Source organism: Rhizobium sp. X9, assembly GCF_018873185.1.
GTDB classification, from domain to species: Bacteria; Pseudomonadota; Alphaproteobacteria; order Rhizobiales; family Rhizobiaceae; genus Agrobacterium; species Agrobacterium oryzihabitans.
Genome location: NZ_CP071312.1, coordinates 1,565,444 through 1,582,762, shown reverse-complemented (window position 1 = coordinate 1,582,762; position 17,319 = coordinate 1,565,444). Strand labels below are relative to the sequence as shown.

General features: G+C 59.9%; 18 protein-coding genes and 1 tRNA gene. 9 read left to right on the top strand and 10 right to left on the bottom strand.

What is annotated here, in order from left to right:
• Together rpsA and cmk are read right to left on the bottom strand one after the other, a co-directional pair.
• Positions 1-1,701, bottom strand: coding sequence for a 30S ribosomal protein S1 (rpsA, locus tag JZY08_RS22180; RefSeq protein WP_035243010.1), 1,701 nt, complete (start codon positions 1,699-1,701; stop codon positions 1-3).
• 169 nt (positions 1,702-1,870) lie between these two features.
• Positions 1,871-2,530, bottom strand: coding sequence for a (d)CMP kinase (cmk, locus tag JZY08_RS22175; RefSeq protein WP_216331723.1), 660 nt, complete (start codon positions 2,528-2,530; stop codon positions 1,871-1,873).
• Between the two features lie 200 nt (positions 2,531-2,730).
• Here cmk and JZY08_RS22170 point away from each other — a divergent pair, with 200 nt between their 5' ends.
• Both JZY08_RS22170 and JZY08_RS22165 read left to right on the top strand, forming a co-directional pair.
• Entirely contained in the window at positions 2,731-3,117 is a 387-nt protein-coding gene (locus JZY08_RS22170) for a TIGR02300 family protein (RefSeq protein ID WP_003498422.1), read from the top strand.
• A 152-nt stretch (positions 3,118-3,269) separates the two neighbouring features.
• Positions 3,270-3,345 (top strand) — tRNA-Ala (locus JZY08_RS22165).
• 73 nt (positions 3,346-3,418) lie between these two features.
• On the opposite strand, the gene JZY08_RS22160 is transcribed toward JZY08_RS22165, so the two are convergent.
• Entirely contained in the window at positions 3,419-3,919 is a 501-nt protein-coding gene (locus JZY08_RS22160) for a thermonuclease family protein (RefSeq protein ID WP_216331722.1), read from the bottom strand.
• Between the two features lie 54 nt (positions 3,920-3,973).
• Complete coding sequence (locus JZY08_RS22155; protein WP_035243008.1) at positions 3,974-4,348, bottom strand: PAS domain-containing protein; 375 nt, start codon at positions 4,346-4,348, stop codon at positions 3,974-3,976.
• 206 nt (positions 4,349-4,554) lie between these two features.
• Here JZY08_RS22155 and JZY08_RS22150 point away from each other — a divergent pair, with 206 nt between their 5' ends.
• The 7 genes from JZY08_RS22150 to JZY08_RS22120 all read left to right on the top strand — a co-directional run bounded on the left by JZY08_RS22150 (position 4,555) and on the right by JZY08_RS22120 (position 9,965).
• Positions 4,555-5,457, top strand: a complete 903-nt coding sequence (locus JZY08_RS22150; RefSeq protein ID WP_216331721.1) for a hypothetical protein — start codon at positions 4,555-4,557, stop codon at positions 5,455-5,457.
• 69 nt (positions 5,458-5,526) lie between these two features.
• Complete coding sequence (gene nadA, locus JZY08_RS22145) at positions 5,527-6,498, top strand: quinolinate synthase NadA (RefSeq protein ID WP_216331720.1); 972 nt, start codon at positions 5,527-5,529, stop codon at positions 6,496-6,498.
• Positions 6,495-8,060, top strand: a complete 1,566-nt coding sequence (locus tag JZY08_RS22140) for an L-aspartate oxidase (RefSeq protein WP_216331719.1) — start codon at positions 6,495-6,497, stop codon at positions 8,058-8,060. The genes nadA and JZY08_RS22140 overlap by 4 nt, the downstream gene beginning before the upstream one ends.
• Position 8,061: 1 nt before the next feature.
• Positions 8,062-8,919, top strand: coding sequence for a carboxylating nicotinate-nucleotide diphosphorylase (gene nadC / locus JZY08_RS22135; RefSeq protein ID WP_216331718.1), 858 nt, complete (start codon positions 8,062-8,064; stop codon positions 8,917-8,919).
• A gap of 152 nt (positions 8,920-9,071) precedes the next feature.
• A complete protein-coding gene (locus JZY08_RS22130) occupies positions 9,072-9,323 on the top strand; it encodes a GlsB/YeaQ/YmgE family stress response membrane protein (RefSeq protein ID WP_003498410.1) in 252 nt (83 codons plus the stop codon).
• Positions 9,324-9,335: 12 nt separating this feature from the next.
• Positions 9,336-9,755, top strand: coding sequence for a DUF3597 domain-containing protein (locus JZY08_RS22125; protein ID WP_003498408.1), 420 nt, complete (start codon positions 9,336-9,338; stop codon positions 9,753-9,755).
• A 21-nt stretch (positions 9,756-9,776) separates the two neighbouring features.
• A complete protein-coding gene (locus tag JZY08_RS22120) occupies positions 9,777-9,965 on the top strand; it encodes a hypothetical protein (RefSeq protein WP_216331717.1) in 189 nt (62 codons plus the stop codon).
• Positions 9,966-10,110: 145 nt separating this feature from the next.
• On the opposite strand, the gene cydX is transcribed toward JZY08_RS22120, so the two are convergent.
• From cydX to JZY08_RS22090, 6 genes are all read right to left on the bottom strand, one after another.
• The gene (gene cydX, locus JZY08_RS22115) at positions 10,111-10,233 is read right to left on the bottom strand and encodes a cytochrome bd-I oxidase subunit CydX (RefSeq protein WP_082185099.1); all 123 of its coding nucleotides are present in this window, start codon (positions 10,231-10,233) and stop codon (positions 10,111-10,113) included.
• Positions 10,234-10,260: 27 nt separating this feature from the next.
• Positions 10,261-11,418, bottom strand: coding sequence for a cytochrome d ubiquinol oxidase subunit II (cydB, locus tag JZY08_RS22110; protein WP_216331716.1), 1,158 nt, complete (start codon positions 11,416-11,418; stop codon positions 10,261-10,263).
• A gap of 6 nt (positions 11,419-11,424) precedes the next feature.
• Entirely contained in the window at positions 11,425-13,002 is a 1,578-nt protein-coding gene (locus tag JZY08_RS22105) for a cytochrome ubiquinol oxidase subunit I (RefSeq protein ID WP_082185101.1), read from the bottom strand.
• 69 nt (positions 13,003-13,071) lie between these two features.
• A complete protein-coding gene (gene cydC / locus JZY08_RS22100; protein WP_216331715.1) occupies positions 13,072-14,763 on the bottom strand; it encodes a thiol reductant ABC exporter subunit CydC in 1,692 nt (563 codons plus the stop codon).
• A complete protein-coding gene (gene cydD, locus JZY08_RS22095) occupies positions 14,760-16,547 on the bottom strand; it encodes a thiol reductant ABC exporter subunit CydD (RefSeq protein WP_216331714.1) in 1,788 nt (595 codons plus the stop codon). The genes cydC and cydD overlap by 4 nt, the downstream gene beginning before the upstream one ends.
• A 17-nt stretch (positions 16,548-16,564) precedes the next feature.
• Positions 16,565-17,140, bottom strand: a complete 576-nt coding sequence (locus tag JZY08_RS22090) for a GbsR/MarR family transcriptional regulator (protein WP_216331713.1) — start codon at positions 17,138-17,140, stop codon at positions 16,565-16,567.
• Positions 17,141-17,319: the final 179 nt, after the last annotated feature.

Below are 17,319 nucleotides of genomic sequence, written 5' to 3'. Positions count from 1 at the left end.
TTATTCGCCGCGGTTCTTCAGAGCCGCGCCGAGAATGTCGCCGAGCGAAGCGCCCGAGTCGGACGAACCGAACTGTGCGACTGCTTCCTTCTCTTCAGCGATTTCCAGCGCCTTGATCGAAAGCATGACCTTGCGGTCCTTCTTGGAGAAGTTGACGACGCGGGCGTCGAAAACCTGACCGACCGAGAAACGCTCCGGACGCTGATCGTCACGATCGCGTGCGAGGTCGTTGCGGCGGATGAAGGAGGTGATGTCCTCGTGGTTGACGAGCTTCACTTCCACGCCACCGTCGTTAACGGCGATGACTTCGCACGAAACGACTGCGTTCTTGCGCAGGTCGCCGGACGTTGCGGCTTCACCGACAGCATCCTTGCCGAGCTGCTTGATGCCGAGCGAGATGCGTTCCTTCTCGACGTCAACATCGAGAACGACGGCCTTGACCACGTCACCCTTGTTGAACTCTTCGATGACCTGCTCGCCCGGACGGTTCCAGTCGAGATCCGACAGGTGAACCATGCCGTCAACATCGCCTTCAAGGCCAATGAACAGGCCGAATTCGGTCTTGTTCTTGACTTCGCCTTCAACTTCAGTGCCGGCCGGATGGCTGAAGGCAAATGCCTGCCACGGGTTTTCCAGCGTCTGCTTGAGGCCGAGCGAGATACGGCGCTTGGACGGATCGACTTCGAGAACGACAACGTCGACTTCCTGGCTCGTGGACAGGATCTTGCCGGGATGTACGTTCTTCTTGGTCCAGGACATTTCGGAAATGTGGATCAGGCCTTCGATGCCCGGCTCCAGCTCGACGAATGCACCGTAGTCGGTGATGTTCGTGACCGTGCCGGAGATCTTCTTGCCAACCGGGTACTTGGCGGAGATGCCATCCCACGGATCCGACTCAAGCTGCTTCATGCCGAGCGAGATACGGTGGGTTTCCTGGTTGATGCGGATGATCTGAACCTTGACCTGCTGGCCAATGTTGAGGATTTCCGAAGGATGGTTGACGCGACGCCATGCCATGTCGGTAACGTGCAGCAGGCCGTCGATGCCGCCGAGGTCAACGAACGCACCGTAATCGGTGATGTTCTTGACGACGCCGTCAACAACCTGGCCTTCTTCGAGGTTCTGAACGATTTCAGAACGCTGCTCGGCACGGGACTCTTCGAGAACCGTGCGGCGCGAAACAACGATGTTGCCACGGCGCTTGTCCATCTTGAGGATTTCGAAGGGCTGCGGGTTGTGCATCAGCGGGGTAACGTCGCGGATCGGACGGATGTCGACCTGCGAACGCGGAAGGAAGGCAACAGCGCCGTCCAGATCGACGGTGAAACCACCCTTGACCTGGTTGAAGATAACGCCTTCGACGCGCTCGCCGGCTTCGAACTTGGCTTCGAGCTTGACCCAGCTTTCTTCGCGGCGAGCCTTCTCGCGCGACAGAACGGCTTCGCCGAGTGCGTTTTCGATGCGCTCGACGTAAACTTCGACTTCGTCGCCGACCTTCAGCGTGCCGTCCTTGGACTTCGCGCCGAATTCCTTCAACGGTACGCGGCCTTCAACCTTGAGGCCGACGTCGACGATGGCAACGTCCTTCTCGATTGCCGTTACGATACCCTTGGCAACATAGCCTTCGGCAAGATCGTTAGAGGCAAAGGATTCTTCGAGAAGCGCTGCGAAATCTTCGCGCGTGGGGGTAGATACTGACATGAAATCTCCTGATTGCATCCGCTTGAAAGCGAATACAAAAGCGCCGGTGGGCTAGCGTTGTTGATACCCGAACCCATGCCCGCCTTTTAAAAGGCTTTCCGGCGCAAGGACATGTCTTCGGGCAATTCCGGACTAAACGCGGGCCGAAATCAGCGGTTCCGCGAAAAACCTATTTCTCCAGAGCGGCGTCGATAATCGCCCGCGCGGCCTGAAACGCCGCCTCTATACTCATTTCCGACGTATCTAGCAAGTGCGCGTCTTCAGCCGGTTTCAACGGGCTGTCGGCGCGGCCCATGTCGCGCTCGTCGCGTTTCCTCACTTCAGCGAAAATGGCATCGTAATCCGCCACCCCGCCATTGGCGAGGATTTCGTCATGACGCCGCCGCGCCCGCACGTCCGGCGACGCCGTGACATAAAGCTTCACCGGCGCATCCGGGCACACCACCGTGCCGATGTCGCGGCCGTCCAGAACCGTGCCCGGCTCCTTTGCGGCAAAACGCTGCTGCGCTTTCACGAGCGCGCGCCGCACCGGCGTCATCACGGCAATCCTGGACGCAGCCTCGCCAATATCGTGCCGGGAAAGGACCGAACGGTCGAGGCCGGCAAGGTCGAGTTCCATCGCCACTTTTTCAGCGACACTTTCATCATCGAGCGGCAGGCCGGCATCAAGAAGGGCCTTGGCCGTCGCTCTGTAGGTCAGCCCGGTATCGAGATGATGGAAACCATAGGTCTCCGCAATCTTTCGTGACAAGGTGCCTTTGCCAGCGGCAGCCGGCCCGTCTATGGCGATCGTGAAGGTCATGAAGCTTTCTGCCTGTGCGTCCGTCATTAATACAATAGAATGCAGGATGTCTCCCGATCTTTATGAGCATCCCCGCATACAGGTTGCGCCAAGGGAGGGCGACATCCGAAGTTTGTCTTTGACACGAAAGACCGCAACGATTAAGGGGACCGGCTAGAAATTTTACCGTCTATGCCGGTTTTACGGCGTACACACCGAAACTCATTCGACAATTTGAGGCTTAGACAGTGGCAAAAGCGGAACTTGGTACCAAGCGCACCGACCCCGATACCGGCAAGAAGTTCTACGATCTGAACCGCGACCCGGTCGTTTCTCCCTATACCGGCAAGTCATGGCCGCTCTCCTTCTTCGAGGAAAGCACGGCTCAGGCAAAGCTCGAGCAGGCTGAAGAAGAAGAAGTCGCGGAAGTCGATGCCGAAAACACGGAAGTCGAACTCGTATCGCTGGAAGACGCCGATGGCGACAACAGCGGCGACGAAATCCCGGATATGGGCGACGACGACGACGTGGAAATCGACGACGATGACGATACCTTCCTCGAAGCCGACGAAGACGACGACGATGACGATATGTCCGGCATCATCGGCGTAACGGGCGACGACGAAGAAGCTTGATCTTATTGAATAAACCAGCCCGGCGACAAAAAAATGAAGCCGGGCTGTTTTTTGTGCTTGCACTCTTCGATTAGCCGAAGTAGTAAGCCGCCACCGAACGGAACAACAGCCGCTTCGGTTCCCGGAACCGGAAGAAATGCCGGAACCCTTATGGGGCTATAGCTCAGCTGGGAGAGCGCTTGCATGGCATGCAAGAGGTCAGCGGTTCGATCCCGCTTAGCTCCACCAAATCCTCCCAAACAAGATACGAGACCTTCAGGCGAAGATTTTCACCCGTCTCGCCGTCTGTCCAACACGTTGGCTATTGCAACAGCGCCCGCACATCCTGCCCGTTGATCCGGCATTCGACTGAACGGCTAACCCCGCCCTCTTCCACCACCCGGCATTCCAGATATTTACCGCGCAGCCGGTTCTCCAGTGCCTTGAAAGCGTTCAGACCACAGGCATAACGGCGGCCTTCAGAATCCGCGCAGACCCGGTTGCGCTCGACATCCTCCACACCAGCGAGGCTAAATTCCTGGCCTTTGAAGGTGAAGCGGCTGCTGGAAAGGACACGCAGTCGCTGATCCGCATGCATTTTCAAGGGGTAAAGATCGGGTGGCGTCGGGATGCGTTCGTAGTTCTGGCGGCTGGGATCGACCCGCACCGGCGATGTCGTCCACAACATTTCCGTATTGGCGGCAAGGCCTGCCGTCGCAGAGCCGGCCTCACCGTTCACCAGCGAGGCGATGCGGATGCCGGCAACACCGAGGCCCACGGCCAGCGCGATCTGAAACAGCAAAGTTGCGACCTGACGGACCATGCCACCGAAACATCAAAAACAATAAAATATGAGTCCGTCCCACCGAGAGCGGCACTACATCAGCAAGGCTTTGCGGGCGACAACCTCACGCACCGTGCCCATTGCCATCATTGGAACGCCGTCACAGTCGTGGATCACCCTGCCTGTCGTCCGCAACCAGCGAAAGCCGCCGGACTTCAGACCAATCCGGTATTCCTGATCATAAAACTCACCACGCGTCAGTGAATTATGGACCGCTCTTGCCACCCTCGCCCGGGCGTTAATCTCTACCTGGGCAATGAACGCCTCCACCGGAAGGCCGCGAGACGCCTCATCGAAGGAAAAATCGCGGACACGAGCAGCCACAGCATCCAGATAAACCAGATTCTGCCCAATATTCCACGTATAATAGCCAATAAGCGTCTCTTCTAGAGATATATCTTCCAACATCGGCTTTCTACATTATATGGATGCTTATAACGTTTTTATAACATAACGAAATATACGCGACTAACCACAAGAAATCATCCTTTCGTCTGACAGACCTTTATTTTAGGATTTACGCGAATACCGGCGGTACTTTTGGCCCGCTTGTTGGCGAACCGCACTTCCTGTGTCAAAGAAGGTTGAAATCACAACCTGTTACAGGAGCCGCCGTGACCATCGGGCTTGCCCATGCCGAACTCATTGCCGTCGTCACCGCCATTACCGGAGATGAACCGCGGGTCATGACCGTTCGGGCGGGCCTTGCCCTTCCTTCAGGCCCATTCGAATTCGGGCACAGAACGCTTCAGAGCGGATTGCGGGAATGGATCCACGAACAGACACACCACCCCGTCGGTTATCTCGAGCAGCTTTATACCTTCGCCGACCGCGACCGTAACAACGACATTCCGGGCGGCAGAACCATTTCGATTGGTTATCTCGGGCTGGTTCGCGAGCAGGAATCATCCGGCAACGGGCGCCCCCTTTGGCATGGCTGGTACGAATATTTCCCCTGGGAAGACCATCGTCAGGGCCGCCCGCTGGTTCTGGACACCATTATCGACAGGCTGCGCGCATGGGCGGACTCCAATCCCGCCTGCAAAAGCCGGCGCCATTTGCGGGCCGATTTCACCTTCGGTCTCGACGGTGGGGGCTGGAACGAGGAACTAACCCTGCAGCGCTATGAGTTGCTGTATGAGGCAGGCTTGGTCGAGGAAGCGCAGAGCGAGCCCCGGATCAACTTCGGCAGGCCGATGTTTGCCGATCACCGCCGCATCCTTGCCACCGGCATTGCCCGGCTGCGAGCCAAAATCAAATACCGGCCGGTGGTTTTCGAGCTGATGGCTGATGCCTTCACGCTGTTGCAATTGCAGCGGGCGATCGAAGCGCTCGCAGGGCTGACCCTGCACAAGCAGAATTTCCGCCGGCTGATCGAACAGCAACAACTGGTGGAAGAGACCGGCGACATGGCGACCGAAACCGGCGGACGCCCGGCAAAGCTTTTCCGCTTTCGCCAGACCGTTCTTGATGAACGCGCCCTCTCAGGAACCAAACTGCCCCTCTCCCGCAATTGACATATGCTCACAATGAGAATATCTCTTTGCCATATATATACTCAAATAGAGTATAAATGGGAGAATGCCGTGAACGAACAGATTTCTGCCGCAAGCCTTTACGACCGCGTCAGCCGCGTCATCCCCAAGGCCGAATGGATGGGTTTTCAGGACGATGTGGAGGCTATCCTCGAGCTGAAGCGCAAGCGCAACGCCGTCATCCTCGCCCATAACTACCAGACGCCGGAAATCTTCCACGGCGTTGCCGATATCGTCGGCGACAGCCTCGCCCTTGCCCGCAAGGCGATGGAAGTGGAGGCGGATGTGATCGTTCTCGCCGGCGTGCATTTCATGGCCGAGACGGCAAAGCTGCTCAATCCGGAAAAAACCGTGCTCATTCCGGATATGGCCGCCGGCTGTTCGCTCGCCGATTCCATCACGCCCGAGGACATCGCACTTCTGCGCAAGGCCTATCCGGGCGTTCCGGTCGTCACTTATGTGAACACTTCGGCGGCGGTGAAAGCGGCTTCCGACATATGCTGCACGTCCGGCAATGCCCGCCAGGTGGTGGAATCGCTCGGCGTGCCGCGTGTGCTGATGCTGCCGGACGAATATCTGGCGAAGAACGTGGCGCGGGAGACCAATGTCGAACTGATTGCCTGGCGCGGACATTGCGAGGTGCACGAGCTTTTCACCGCCGATGACATCAGGGAATTGCGGGAAAGCCATCCCGGCGTCACCGTTCTCGCGCATCCGGAATGTCCGCCCGATGTTGTGGAAGCTGCGGATTTTTCCGGCTCCACCGCCGTCATGTCGGATTATGTCAGCCGCGAGCGCCCGGCCCGGGTTGTGCTTTTGACGGAATGCTCGATGAGCGACAATGTCGCCGTGCATCATCCGGATGTCGAATTTATCCGCCCCTGCAATCTCTGCCCGCACATGAAGCGCATCACGCTCGGCAATATCCGCGCAGCGCTTGAGGAAAACCGCCACGAGGTGACGGTCGATCCGGCGATCGCAGTCGCCGCCCGCCGTGCGGTGGAAAGGATGCTGGCGGTATGAGCGAAGCGCTGTCGCAATATGCGGGCAGGACGGTCATCGTCGGCAGCGGCATTGCGGGCCTGATGGCGGCGCTGACGCTTGCACCACAGCCTGTGCTGCTTCTGACGCGGAGCGCCCTCGGCGGAGAGACATCCAGCGCCTGGGCGCAGGGCGGCATCGCCGCGAGCCTCGGCCCCAACGACAGTGCAGCGTTTCATCTTGCCGATACGCTTGCCGCCGGCGACGGCCTCTGCGACGCGGATATGGCAGCGGACATCGTCTCGTCCGCCCCTGCCACTATCGAGGCCCTGGAGCGGGCCGGAGTGCGTTTCGACCGCGATGCTGAGGGAAGGCTCGTCTTCGGACTGGAAGCGGCCCATAGCCGCCGGCGGATATTGCATGCCGAGGGTGACGGTTCGGGCGCGGCCATTGTGAGGGCTCTCGCAGCAGCCGTTCTAAACACGCCGTCCATCGCAGTTCTGGAAGGCACGGAAGTACGCCGGCTGCTGACCGAAAACGGGGCCATAACGGGCCTTGCCTGCGCCGGGAGAAAGGGCAGCTTTGCTCTGCCGGCCACGAACATTATTCTTGCGACGGGCGGGCTCGGCGGGCTTTACGAGGCGACGACCAATCCCTCCGGCAATTACGGGCAGGGCATCATGCTTGCCGCACGCGCCGGCGCAGTCCTTGCCGATATGGAGTTCGTCCAGTTTCACCCGACGGCGCTTTCCTCTCCCCGTCGGCCGCTGGCGCTGGTCAGCGAGGCGGTGCGTGGTGAAGGCGCCCTTCTTCTCAATGAAAATGGCGAGCGTTTCATGGCGGCCGTGCCCGGTGCGGAACTCGCCTCCCGCGATATTGTCGCCCGCGCCATCGAGCGGGAAATCCTGCGTGGCGGCAAGGTCTTTCTCGACGCACGCCAGGCGCTCGGCAGCAGTTTTTCGGCGCGTTTCCCTTCGATAGACCTGCTCTGCCGGGAGGCCGGGATAGACCCCGCCCGCGAGCTTGTTCCCGTCCGCCCCGCCGTGCATTACCACATGGGCGGCGTTGCCACGGATGGAAGCGGCCGCAGTTCCGTGCCAGGCCTCTGGGTCGCGGGCGAAACCGCCTGCACGGGTCTTCACGGGGCCAACCGACTTGCCAGCAACTCCCTGTTGGAAGCGGCGGCGATGGGCATGCGCGCCGCGAAAGATATTGCCGACCGGCCGGCATCAAAACTCGGGACGGCTGTGACGCCATTCGGGACACCTGTTCTTTCGGCAGCGGACCCCGCCATCGTTCGACCCATTGTCTCCCGCCATCTCGGCATCGCCAGACATGAGATCGGCTTGACCGGCGCGATCCGTGATCTGCTGCCTCTCGCCGAACAGAACGGCCCGGCATCCGATTCCGCCATTGTCGGGCTCGCCATCGCCGTCTTCGCAGCCCTGCGCACGGAATCGCGCGGCGGCCATTTCCGTAACGATTTCCCGGAAAAGGACGTGACCCCCACAAGGCGCAGGCTGCGCCTGTCCGAGGTCATTTCCATTGCCCATGACCTTTCCTCCAGCAACCTTTCCTCACCCAGCATTGCGCGGAGCGCCTGACATGATCCTCTCCCCCTTGCCACGCCTCATCGTTGAACCGCTCGTTCGCAACGCCCTTCTGGAAGATCTCGGGCTTGCGGGCGACATAACCTCCGCCTCAGTCATTCCCGCCGATCATCGCTCGGTCGTCGTCATGGCCGCACGGGAACCGGGCGTCATCGCCGGTCTCGATGCCGCAGAGCTCGCTTTCCAGCTCATCGATCCGGCAATCCTGATGAGGCGGCATGTTGAGGACGGGGCAATTGTGGCTCCCGGCGATATTATCGCGACGATCGAAGGTCCCTCACGCGGTCTTTTGACAGGGGAGCGCACTGCTCTCAATTTCCTTGGCCATCTGTCGGGCATAGCCTCCGTTACCGCGAAAATCGCTGCCGCCATTTCAGGGACCAGGGCCTCGGTTGCCTGCACCCGCAAGACGACGCCCGGCCTCAGGGCGCTGGAAAAATATGCCGTGCGCGCCGGTGGCGGCATGAACCACCGTTTCGCGCTTTATGACGCAGTCCTCATCAAGGATAATCACATCGCCGTGGCCGGCGGCGTGCGCGAGGCCATCCGCCGCGCCCGGCAAGGTGTAGGGCACCTCGTCAAGGTCGAGGTGGAGGTCGATACGCTGGCGCAATTGCGCGAGGCGATGGGCGAAGGTATCGACGCGGTTCTCCTGGACAATATGACGCCGGACCAGCTGCGCGAGGCCGTGGAGATCGTCGCCGGCCGCGCCATTACCGAGGCTTCCGGCCGCATCAACCCTGAAACCGCCGCCGCCATTGCCGCAACCGGCGTTGATCTCATCTCCGTTGGCTGGCTGACCCATAGCGCGCCGGTTCTGGATATCGGGCTGGATTTTAAGAGCCAAAGCTGAATGAAAGCGACGCGACGGGCTCGCCCACGCGGAACAAAGTGTCAGCACCTTCGTTATTACCCCGCCTGGGGTCTATTCAAGGCGGGGGGATCAGTGCGCGCAAAAGCCTGTCCATATGCCTGCGGACCTCTCTCACAAAGGAAAGGCCTGTTATGGAAGACGCACAAATCGGCTGGATTGCAGCAATCATCATCGGCGGCGTGGCCGGTTGGCTCGCCGAACAGTTCATGAAAAGCAATATGGGTGTTTTCATGAACATCATCCTCGGCATTGTCGGCGCCATCGTCGCCAATTTTCTTCTGGGGCTCGTGGGCATCTCGCTCGGAGGCTGGATTGGATACCTCATCACCGGTTTCATCGGTGCATGCATTCTCATCGCCATCGGGCGCGCATTTCGCCGATAAAGGGAGGACACAATGAGCTTTTTCGACAAGATCAAGAATGCGATTTTCGGCAAGGCCGAAGCCGCACCGCAGACTTCCGCTCCAGCTGGAGCGCCGACAACCGCTGCAAGCCCGGCCGCACCGGCTCAGCCTGCAGCACCTGCCCCGACAGCAGCGGCACCGGCATCAACCGGCAGTGTCGACGTGGCTTCCATTCTGGATGCTGCGGTCAAGCAGAACGGCCAGAAACTCGACTGGAAACACTCGATCGTCGATCTTCTGAAGGCGCTTGATCTGGACAGCAGCCTCAGTGCCCGCAAGGAACTGGCTGGCGAACTCGGCTATACCGGTGACACGTCGGACTCAGCCACCATGAACATCTGGCTGCACAAGGCTGTCATCAAGAAGCTGTCTGAAAACGGCGGCAAGGTTCCCGCAGAACTTCTGCATTAACCAGTGACCGGGAGAACCGCGATGGACGACTATTCAAGCTTGCGAGAGCAGATCGGTCAGGACCTCGACACCCTGCACAGGACCGAGAACCCGAAATCGATCTTCGAGATTGCCGACGACTATCTTCTGGGAAATCCTAATCTCAAGAGAGTGCTGGTCGAAGACATCATCAAGGAAGAGGCGGACAAGCGCGGCATCGCGATCCACTGAAGCCGTTCGTATCAAACACGGCTGTTTTACCAGAAGGGCGGCATCCCAACCGGAGGCCGCCCTTCTATATTTTGCAAAGTAGCATCCGCACTCCGTCACCCCGGATCAAGTCCGGCATGACGGAAGAGAGCTTTCCACCAAAGCTCTATCTATCCTGTTTCGCTTCCGCCTTTCTGGCGTTTTCTTCCATCAGCTCATACCACATGGCGTTCATGACGGCGAAGATGGCGGCGAGAGGCAGGCCGAGCAGCCAGGCGAAATACCACATGTTCGATCTCCTTCTGTTTGTTTGATATTAATAGGCGTGGCCGCTGTCGTCGCGGATCGCCTTTTCATCCACCTTGCCCCACAGCACGCGATAGACCCAGGAGGTGTAAGCGACGATGATGGGGATGAAGATGAGGGCGACGACCAGCATGATGAACAGCGTCATATGGCTCGAGGATGCGTCCCAGACCGTCAGGCTCGATTTCGGATCGATTGAGGACGGCAGGATGAAGGGAAACATCGCCAGCCCGACCGTCGAGATGATGCCGAAAATGGCAACCGAACTGGAAAGCAGCGCCAGCACCTCACGCCCGACCCTGAACAACAGGAAGGCGACGAGCGGGAAAGCAAGACCGAGTACCGGCGCCAGCATCATCCACGGATGGGCCGCATAATTCGCAAACCAGACGCCGCTTGCGACCTCGACCGTCTTCGATAGCGGATTGGACGGACCGTCGGTCACGACTTCCGAGGTGAAGCGATACCCGTCGACACCAAGCCACAACAGGACGCCGCCAAGAGCAAAAAGAACGGTGGTGGCAAGTGCGGCAATGCTGCCGAAACTGCGGGCGCGGGCCGCAACCGGACCTTCAGTCTTCAGCACCAGCCAGGCCGCGCCATGCATCACCAGCATGGCAACGGAAACGAGGCCGCAGAGGATGGCGTAAGGGTTAAGAAGTTCGAACAGCGTCGTGCCGTCATAGAAAATCCTCAAGTCATCGTTGAAGCGGAAGGGTACGCCCTGCAGCACATTGCCAATCGCCACACCGAAGATCAGCGCGGGAACGAAGCCGCCGATAAACAGCGCCCAATCCCAGGTGCTGCGCCATGTCGTGCTCTCGCGCTTGGAGCGGTATTTAAAACCGACCGGCCGCAGGATCAGCGCAAACAGGGTGGCGAACATCGCCAGGTAAAAACCTGAAAACGACACCGCATAGAGCGGCGGCCAGGCGGCGAAGATGGCGCCGCCGCCAAGGATGAGCCAGACCTGATTGCCTTCCCAGACCGGGCCGATGGAATTGATGACGACACGCCGCTCGAGATCCGTTTTCGCGACGAAAGGCAGCAGCGCGCCCGTACCCAGATCGAAACCGCCGGTGACGGCAAAACCAATCAGCACCACGCCAAGCAGCAGCCACCAGATGACGCGGAGGACTTCGTAGTCGATGAGTTGATGCAATATCATGATCGTTTACTCCGCAGCGACGAGTTTTTCGGGAACGAGCGGCGCTTCCGGCTCGTGATCCGGATCGGGCCCCTTGCGGATCGCCTTCAGCATCAGCCCCATTTCGACGATGAAAAGCACCGTGTAGATGGCGATGAAACACAGAAGCGTAATCAGAACCGTCGAGGCGCTGAGGCTGGAGACGGCGGCGGCAGTCGGCAACACGCCCTCGATGATCCATGGCTGGCGACCGAATTCCGCGACCACCCAGCCCATTTCAGCCGCGATCCACGGCAGCGGAATGGCGAAGACGGCCACCTTCAGCAAGAACGGATAGTGATCCAGCCGGCGCCGGGCCGAGAGATAAAAGAAGGTCGCCGTCAGCACGATGAAGAACATGCCGAGACCGACCATGATGCGGAACGCCCAGAACAGCGTCGGCACATGCGGGACCGTATCGGCGGCCGCCTTGGCGATCTGCTCCTCGGTCGCCTGACGCGGATCATCGACATAACGTTTCAGCAGCAGGGCGTAACCAAGCTCGTGGCCGAGTTCCGCAAAGGTGCCGCGCACCTCTTCCGGCAGTTCCGCGCCCTTGCCGGTGGCGCGTATCTGCATCAGCGCATCATAGGCCTTGATGCCATCGCGGATGCGGGTCTTTGCCAGTTCCACCAGATCGTTGATGCCGGGGATTTCCGTGTCGAGCGAGCGGGTGCCGATAAGGCCCATCACCCACGGGATTTTCACGGCAAAATGCGTCTCGCGCGCCTCCTGATCGGGGAAACCTATTGCCGTAAAGGGGGCCGGAGCCGGTTCCGTTTCCCACATGGCCTCGATCGAGGCGAGCTTCATTTTCTGGTGTTCGGTCGAAAGATAACCGCTTTCATCACCAAGCACGACGACCGACAGCGCCGAGGCCAGACCGAAGGAGGCGGCAACTGTCATCGACCGCTTGGCGAGGTCGAGATGGCGTCCCTTGAGGACATACCATGCCGAAACGCCAAGTACGAAAATGGAAGCGGTGACATAACCCGCTGAAACCGTGTGGACGAATTTCGCCTGTGCGACGGGGTTGAACAGGACCTCGAAGAAGTCGGTCACTTCCATGCGCATGGTCTGCGGGTTGAAAGCCGATCCCGCCGGGTTCTGCATCCACCCATTGGCGATCAATATCCAAAGGGCCGAAAAGTTCGAGCCGATCGCCACACACCATGTTGCGATGAGATGGCCGAGTTTCGACAGCTTGTCCCAGCCGAAAAAGAACAACCCGACAAAGGTGGCTTCCAGAAAGAAGGCCATCATTCCTTCGATCGCCAGCGGCGCACCGAAGATATCGCCGACATAGTGGCTGTAATAACTCCAGTTCATGCCGAACTGGAATTCCATGACGATGCCGGTGGAAACGCCCAGCACGAAATTGATGCCGAACAATGTGCCCCAGAATTTCGTCATCTGCCGCCAGACCACGCGGCCGGTCATGACATAGACCGTTTCCATGATGGCGATCACAACCGATAGTCCGATCGTCAGGGGAACGAATAGAAAGTGATATAAAGCGGTAACCGCGAATTGCAGGCGCGATAGCGCCACGATGTCGAGTTCCATGTTTTTACCCCACCTTTCAGGAAAGGCCGGCCTTCTGTTACGAGACGGCGCCGGCCCTGAAAAAATCACTCAGTCCGGACGCAATGTTTGCAGCATTACGTCGTATTCCGGGGTGCCGCTTTGACATTGATCAAGTTGGCGCCCCTCTTTCAGCACGATGATGCGATCGGCAAATTCCGCCTCGCGGCGATTATGGGTGATCATCACGACAGTCTTTCCTTTTGCCCTGGCAAACAGCCGGCCCAGCACGTCGCGGGCGGTCTCGCCGTCCAGCCCTTCCGTCACCTCGTCGAGAAGCCAGAGCGGTTTGTCGCGCAGCAGGAAACGGGCAAGTGCAAGCCGCCGCGACTGGCCGCCGGAGAGGCCCTGCCCAGCCTCGCCGAGCCGCGTATCCAGCCCTGCCGCCAAGGTTTTGACGTGCTCGCCAAGGCCTGCCGATTGCAGGGCATCCCAAAGCTCACGCTCGGTCGCGGCCGGTTTCGCCAGCCTCAGATTGTCGGCGATGCTGTCTCGGAAAAGCTGGCTTCTCTGCGTCATGAGTGAACATGGCAAAGCGCTGACCATACCCGCCGCCGGCTGCAATTCGCCCGCCAGAAGCTGGATGAGGCTGGTCTTGCCCGCACCGCTCGGCCCGATAATCGCCACCGTCTCTCCGGCGGCGATTGCAAGGTTGATATTCGTCAGAACCGGATTTTCGTTCCCGTCGCGCTCCAGCCGCACGCCATGAAGCTCGGCCGCCATGCCCTCTGCAGGCAAGCACGGACAGTTGGCGACTGCCTCGGCGGAAAGACGCGGCGCGATGCGTCTTGCCGAAAAGAGCGTGCGCCCGAGTTCCATTGCACCGCGGCGCAGCGCCGTGAAAGGCTCCAGCGCAGCGAAGCAGACGAGCAGGCCGAGGGCCGCAGCCGGCGCAGTCACCGTTCCCTGTTCCGCAAGCCAGGCCATGCCGAGGAGAGCCGCACTCAAAAGAACCGCCGCTGACATGCCGAAGGAAAAACCGGCATTCGTTTCGATCCGGTTCAGGCGGTCATCGCAGGCGAGCAGATAGTCGTCGGCGCGCTCCACTGCCGCAACCTGCGCCGAAAGCCGGGACGTCGTCAGCAACTCCGCCTGTCCATTGACGAGATCCGCCGTGCGGGCGCGAAGCGCTTCAAGCCCGATTGCCCGGCGGCGCGAGAATTTTTCCGCCCGCAAGGCCGAGCGCACTGCAATGCCGAGCCCCGCCGCAATGAGGAAGAGGGCCGCCAGAACGCCCGCAAGCGGATTGAGGAAGGCGAGCCCGATGCCTGTTGCGATTGCGGCAAGGACTGCGACGGCAGCGGGAACCAGCACGCGCAGATAAAGCGAATCCAGCGCATCGATATCCGCCGTCAGCCGGTTCAGCAGGCGGGCAGGCCGCGCCTCCAGATGTTTCGCCGCCTGCGGTGCGGCAAAGCCGCGAAACAGCTTTTCGCGAAGCGCTGCCAGCACGGAGAGCGTTGCCTCATGGGTGGTCATGCGTTCGCCATATCGGGCGGCGGTGCGCGACAGCGCCAAGAGGCGGATGGCCGCGGACGGGGCAAAGACATCAAATGCATAGGCAGCTGCCGGAACCAGACCGGCAATCGCCGTTGCGGTGATGAACCAGCCGGAGACACCGAGAAGGCCGATGCCCGCCAATACCGTGGTCGCCGCCAGAACCGCACCGGCCAGCAGCATGCCGCGACGCGCCGACCAGAAGAGGGCAATGACAGGTTTCAATATGGCAAAACGCGCGATCATGACTGCCCCCTCGAATGGATCGCCGTCATATCCACGATCCTGTCCATGCGTGCGGCGAGTACGGGATCATGCGTCGCGACGATCAATGTCCTGCCTTTTGCGAGTTGCAGCAGGTTTTCGGTGACAAGCGCAGCCGTCTCCCGGTCGAGATGCGCCGTCGGCTCGTCGACCAGAACAAGCTGTGTTGCCGGATCGGCGAAGGCGCGCGCAATGGCGAGCCGCACCGCCTCCCCGCCCGAAACGCCATAACCGCCGTCTCCTATCGGCAGGTGTCGGCGTGCTTCTGATAATGCATCCAGCCCGGTGCGACGCAGCGTCTCTTCCACCATGCCCTCGCTGACACCGGCACGACCAAAGCGAATATTCGCCTTCAGTGAACCGGCAAAAAAGAACGGCTTCTGGCTGACCCAGCCGATTGTGTTGCGTAGTCCATCGGCAGTCGTGTGATCGAGCGTCACACCGCCGATCCTTATTGTGCCGCTGCCAGCCTCGGCCAACCCGGCAATCAAGGAGAGTACAGTGGATTTACCACAACCGGAAGACCCGAGAATCGCAACTCTCTCGCCCTGCTGAACCGTAAGGTTGAGATTTCGAATGACAGGCGGAGAATTCGGATAGGCGAAGGAGAGATCGTCCAGCTCCACCAAGCCGGGCAGCGGGCATGGGGCGGATGCGACGTCCTTGCCCTCACCCACGATGGTTGTGTCACGCTGCATCAATGTGCCAAGCGCGCCAAGTGCCGCCTCTCCGGCTGCACGGTCGTGCCAGACGGCGGACAATTCCCGCAGCGGCTCGAAAAAGGCCGGGGCCAGAAGCAGGATGAACAGTCCTTCGGCAAGCGTCAGCTTCTCGCCCCACGCGCCGAAATTCAGAAAACCGAGCAGATGGAAACCGATATAGACGGCGGTCATGGCAACGCCGAGGGCGGCGAAGAGCTCCAGCACGGCCGAGGAGAGAAAGGCGATCCGCAGCACCGCCATCGTCCGCTTCTTGAGGTTTTCCGCATCTGTGCGCAGGCGTCCAGCGGTCAGATCGACGGCTTCCAGTGCGCGGATCGTTTCGAGGCCGCGCAGGCGATCGAGCAGGAAAGCATTCATGTTGCCGGTCTCGGCCAGCTGCTTTTCACTGGCAGCCTTCGCCTGCCAGCCGATCAGCGCCACGAAAAGCGGGATGGTCGGCATGGAGAGCAGCAGCACCAGCGCCGCAATCCAGGTGAATGGCAGGATTGCCAGCACGAAAACCAGGGGAACGATGGTGGCTTTCATCCGCGCCGGCTGGAAACGGGAAAGATAAGGCACCAGCGCTTCTGCCGTCTCGGCGACAACACCTGCCGCCTCCCCGGATGCCGTGCGCGACAGATCGAGTGGCGACACCTGCGCTACGGCATGAAGTGCTTCCAGCCGCTGCCGAGAAAGGGCGGCACGCGCGGCGCGAAACGAAAGTCTCGCCGCAAGTCTTTCCAGAAATGCCTTGATCAGACCGAGAATGAGAACAGCGACAGCCGCCGGCAGGATCGCCGTCATCGGTGCGCCTTCGGCGATTTTTCCGACCGAAAAGGCAAGCAAACCCGCCTGCGGCAACCAGAGCAGGGCCGGCACCACATGCAGCAGGGCGATGGATCTTCCCACCGCCGGCGCTTTTGCCTTTTTCACCGCTCCGCCGTCAGAGGATTTCCCGGCGGCAGCACCGAAGAAGCGCCGGCGCACCACATCGGGCGAAACGGTTTCAGGCGCAGGACAGTCAACGCCGTCACCACTTGCCGATTGTCGCGTTTGTACGGACATCTCCAAGGCCGATCTCCTCACTTGCCCTTTGTGCCACGGGGTCTTGCAAGAGAGACGATCTTGTCTTTGGCCTCCAACAGTTTCGTGACTTTCGAGCCGAGCGCCAATAACGAAGCCAGTCGCTCCGTTTCCAGCCGCTTCACATCGTCATACCAGCCGGTGAGCTGCTCGATCAGCGTTTTCATCTCATCGATGCGCTTTTGCGCGTGCCGCTCGTCTTCATTCTCGGGCGTCTCCATCAGAATTTCACGGAGCATGCTGAGCGTCGGATCGATCTCACGTTTCTTGCGCTCCTCGGCGAGGGTGCGCAGAATTTGCCAGACATCCTCCGGTGTCGTGAAGAAATCGCGCCGGTCGCCGGGGAAATGCTTGAGAATTGCAAGGTTCCACGCCTGAAGCTCTTTCAGGCTCATCGACACATTGGAGCGGGAAATGCCGAGCGCCTCGACAATGTCGTCCGCGCAGAGCGGCTGCGGCGAAATGTAAAGCAAAGCATAGACTTGCCCGACTGTGCGGTTGATGCCCCAGCGGCTGCCCATCTCGCCGAAATGCAGCACGAAGGACTGAACAAGCGGAGAAAGATTAGCCGGCATTTCCTCACTTCCTGTATTTTCAGTAATTTCTGAAATTTCGATAACGCAAAAAATACCGGACGGCAAATCACCTTTTTGACCTGCGTCAAAATGTGCAAACCGGCGGAGATGGCGTCAGCGAGGGAAGATCGAGCGACCCGTCTGGTCCTTGAACTGGGTGATGATACCGATAACATCGC

Excerpts from the sequence above, each read along its gene's own strand:
- cmk (WP_216331723.1), bottom strand. The coding sequence starts at position 2,530 with ATGACGGACGCACAGGCAGAAAGCTTCATGACCTTCACGATCGCCATA.
- JZY08_RS22155 (WP_035243008.1), bottom strand. The coding sequence starts at position 4,348 with ATGTTGGAAGATATATCTCTAGAAGAGACGCTTATTGGCTATTATACG.
- cydB (WP_216331716.1), bottom strand. The coding sequence starts at position 11,418 with ATGATATTGCATCAACTCATCGACTACGAAGTCCTCCGCGTCATCTGG.
- cydX (WP_082185099.1), bottom strand. The coding sequence starts at position 10,233 with ATGTGGTATTTCGCCTGGCTGCTCGGCCTGCCTCTCGCCGCCATCTTC.
- JZY08_RS22160 (WP_216331722.1), bottom strand. The coding sequence starts at position 3,919 with ATGGTCCGTCAGGTCGCAACTTTGCTGTTTCAGATCGCGCTGGCCGTG.
- cydC (WP_216331715.1), bottom strand. The coding sequence starts at position 14,763 with ATGATCGCGCGTTTTGCCATATTGAAACCTGTCATTGCCCTCTTCTGG.
- JZY08_RS22130 (WP_003498410.1), top strand. The coding sequence starts at position 9,072 with ATGGAAGACGCACAAATCGGCTGGATTGCAGCAATCATCATCGGCGGC.
- JZY08_RS22105 (WP_082185101.1), bottom strand. The coding sequence starts at position 13,002 with ATGGAACTCGACATCGTGGCGCTATCGCGCCTGCAATTCGCGGTTACC.
- rpsA (WP_035243010.1), bottom strand. The coding sequence starts at position 1,701 with ATGTCAGTATCTACCCCCACGCGCGAAGATTTCGCAGCGCTTCTCGAA.
- cydD (WP_216331714.1), bottom strand. The coding sequence starts at position 16,547 with ATGTCCGTACAAACGCGACAATCGGCAAGTGGTGACGGCGTTGACTGT.
- JZY08_RS22090 (WP_216331713.1), bottom strand. The coding sequence starts at position 17,140 with ATGCCGGCTAATCTTTCTCCGCTTGTTCAGTCCTTCGTGCTGCATTTC.
- JZY08_RS22140 (WP_216331719.1), top strand. The coding sequence starts at position 6,495 with ATGAGCGAAGCGCTGTCGCAATATGCGGGCAGGACGGTCATCGTCGGC.
- nadC (WP_216331718.1), top strand. The coding sequence starts at position 8,062 with ATGATCCTCTCCCCCTTGCCACGCCTCATCGTTGAACCGCTCGTTCGC.
- JZY08_RS22125 (WP_003498408.1), top strand. The coding sequence starts at position 9,336 with ATGAGCTTTTTCGACAAGATCAAGAATGCGATTTTCGGCAAGGCCGAA.
- JZY08_RS22120 (WP_216331717.1), top strand. The coding sequence starts at position 9,777 with ATGGACGACTATTCAAGCTTGCGAGAGCAGATCGGTCAGGACCTCGAC.